Source organism: Protofrankia sp. CiP1_Cm_nod4 (assembly GCF_982290645.1).
In genome coordinates this window covers 58,215-60,772 of record NZ_CEVIVC010000014.1, presented here as the reverse complement: position 1 = coordinate 60,772, position 2,558 = coordinate 58,215, and the positions used below count along the sequence as shown (strand labels likewise).

Sequence of the window (2,558 nt, the reverse complement as noted above, 5' to 3'; positions counted from 1 at the left end):
CACGGTCCGGCTGTGGGAGACCACCACCGGACGGCGGATCGCTACCGTGATCGGTCTTCAGGATGGGTGGGCGGTTCTGCTGCCGGACGGCTCCTACAAGCTGGTCGGTGAGCCGGGCGGCTCCTTCTGCTGGGTGATCAAGACCGTCCGTTTCGAGCCGGGCGAGCTGGACGGCTACGACCCGGCCATCCGGCGCCTCGCGGAGGACGCGCCCCTGCCCCTGCCCGCCGGCTGGCACCCCGTCACACCCCAGGTGATCCCGCCGGTCAGGCCGCCTGATCCACGCCCCGGCCGCCGCAGCGGCATCTTCCGCCGCCGCTGATCACGACCGGCCAGGAGGATCAGCCGCTGGGCAGCCGGGCTACCGTGCCGCCCTCGCGGCCGCGCTGCTTGCCGGAGGATTCACCACGATGCGCCGGGTAACGTCCGATCTGGACGAGTAAGGAAATGGGCGGTACCGAATGCCCGACGCAAAGCCTGCCGTCAGGGACATCACGACGCCAGATATGCAATCCCGTCAATTCGGCCTCGACGGCGAGGCCGTTATTGTTTGGTGGCTATTGGTTCAGGGTATCTCCACAACAGGGCCCGGTCTTTCTTTTTGTTCCCGCCAGGAACAGGTGACCTGTCCGGTAGTTTTTGCCAGCACGACGAGAAGGAACACTACGGTCGTCCCCATGCGCGACACGAAACGTCCTGATGAATCTTGTTTCCCGGCGAAGCCCGGTCCCGATCGGCGCACTCTCCGTGGCCTTCAGACATTGACCTGTCTCCTGTAACCGGACGACCACGGTCTGCGCCGGCAACATTCAGTCGCCGCCCGGCTGCCCGACAGCAGTATCATAACCGGTCGAACCGTGGACGGAGACGATCCAGCTTCGTCTGCTATACAGCCTCCCACGGCCCCTGGCTCTGAAGGAGCATCTGCTGATGCCTGTTCTGTGTGAACCGGCTGTCGCGGTTCCAGAAAATATCCTGACCATGGGTGAGACTCTTGAACTGGCTCAGCGTCTTCACAGAGATCACCCTGCCCTCCCCCTCGCCCTGCGCCTCATAAGTAACACCGGCGTCGTCAAGCGCCACATTGTTCGTCCGATTGACGAGACATTGAAGCACCCAGGTTTTGAGATCAGGAACCACATCTACGAGGAAGAGGCCAGGGCGCGGGTTCCGGACGTTGTGCACCGCGCGCTCCGAAATGCGGAGATGTCGCCTGCTGATATCGACATGATAGTATACCTGTCCTGCACCGGGTTCATGATGCCGTCGCTGACGGCCTGGCTCATCAACAAGCTCGGGTTCAGACCGGAGACACGCCAGCTCCCCATCGCCCAGCTGGGCTGTGCGGCTGGCGGAGCAGGGATAAACCGCGCATTTGACTTCTGCACCGCCCATCCCGGATCAAACGCTCTGATCGTGGCCTGCGAGTTCTGCTCGCTCTGCTACCAGCCCACCGATGTCGAGATCGGCAGCCTGCTGTCGAACGGCCTGTTCGGCGACGCCGTAGCGGCCGCCGTGGTGCGCGCCTCCGGAGGGACGGGCATGCGCCTGGAACGGACCGGTTCCTACCTGATACCGAACACCGAGCAATGGATTTCCTACGCCGTGAAAGCTACCGGCTTTCATTTCCAGCTCGACCGACGCGTCCCGAAGACCATGGAACCGCTGGCGCCGGTCCTGCGAGACCTGGCAGCAGAGAACGGCTGGAACGCATCGCTGCTGGACTTCTACGTGATCCACGCTGGCGGGCCCCGCATCCTGGACGACCTGAGCCGTTTTCTCGATGTCGCACCCAACGAGTTTCGCCATAGCAGGGCGACGCTTACCGAGTATGGGAACATCGCGAGCGCCGTCGTACTCGACGCCCTTCGGCGAATCTTTACCGAAGGCGGGGTCCCGAACGGTGGATGCGGTATCCTGGCAGGCTTTGGTCCCGGGATCACGGCTGAGATGTCGGTCGGGCGCTGGCAGGCAGACCCCTTCACAGCAAAGAGGGCGGACCGGGTCGAAGAGCAGGCCTGAGCCTGGACCCGTCGCCCCGCTCCGGGCCGGACGCCACCGCGGGCTTTCCATCAGTTTTTGGCGTTCCCCGGACAGCCTGGTCGACACCGGATATGTCGATCGTAGTTTCCTACTGGAAAGGCCGTGTGGGATGTCCATCTCGAACTCCGTGCCGACGTGCCCGTTCCGGCACGACGACGCCCTGGAACCAGACCCCTTCATGACCCGGATGCGGGCTGAGGCCCCCGTCACCCGCGTCCGGATGCCATACGGGGAAGGCGACTGCTGGCTGATCACCCGCGATGCGGACGTGCGGACAGTCACCGCGGACCGGCGTTTCAGCCGGGCCGCGCTGATCGGGCGGGACTTCCCGCGGATCACGCCTGCCCCCATCGCGCAGCCCGAGTCGATCAACCTCATGGATCCGCCCGCGCTGAACAGGGTGCGCAGCCTGATCCTCAAGGCGTTCACCACGCGCCAGGTCGAGAAACTGCGGCCCTGGACCCAGCAGGCCACGGACGGGCTGCTGACCAGAATGGCCAGGCATGGCGCGCCGG

2 protein-coding genes and 1 pseudogene are annotated in these 2,558 nt (G+C 64.6%); all 3 read left to right on the top strand.

Annotation, left to right across the window (positions count from 1 at the left end):
- On the top strand, nt 1–322 hold a 322-nt coding region (locus tag AC5LSR_RS05100), incomplete at its 5' end, for a hypothetical protein (RefSeq protein WP_493468205.1).
- 608 nt (nt 323–930) lie between these two features.
- Nucleotides 931–2,022, top strand: coding sequence for a type III polyketide synthase (locus AC5LSR_RS05095; protein ID WP_250283551.1), 1,092 nt, complete (start codon nt 931–933; stop codon nt 2,020–2,022).
- Between the two features lie 130 nt (nt 2,023–2,152).
- A pseudogene (locus tag AC5LSR_RS05090) lies at nt 2,153–2,558 on the top strand (cytochrome P450); the annotation flags it as partial.

Bases quoted from the DNA above. Each gene is read 5' to 3' on its own strand.
- AC5LSR_RS05095 (WP_250283551.1), top strand. From the start codon at position 931: ATGCCTGTTCTGTGTGAACCGGCTGTCGCGGTTCCAGAAAATATCCTG.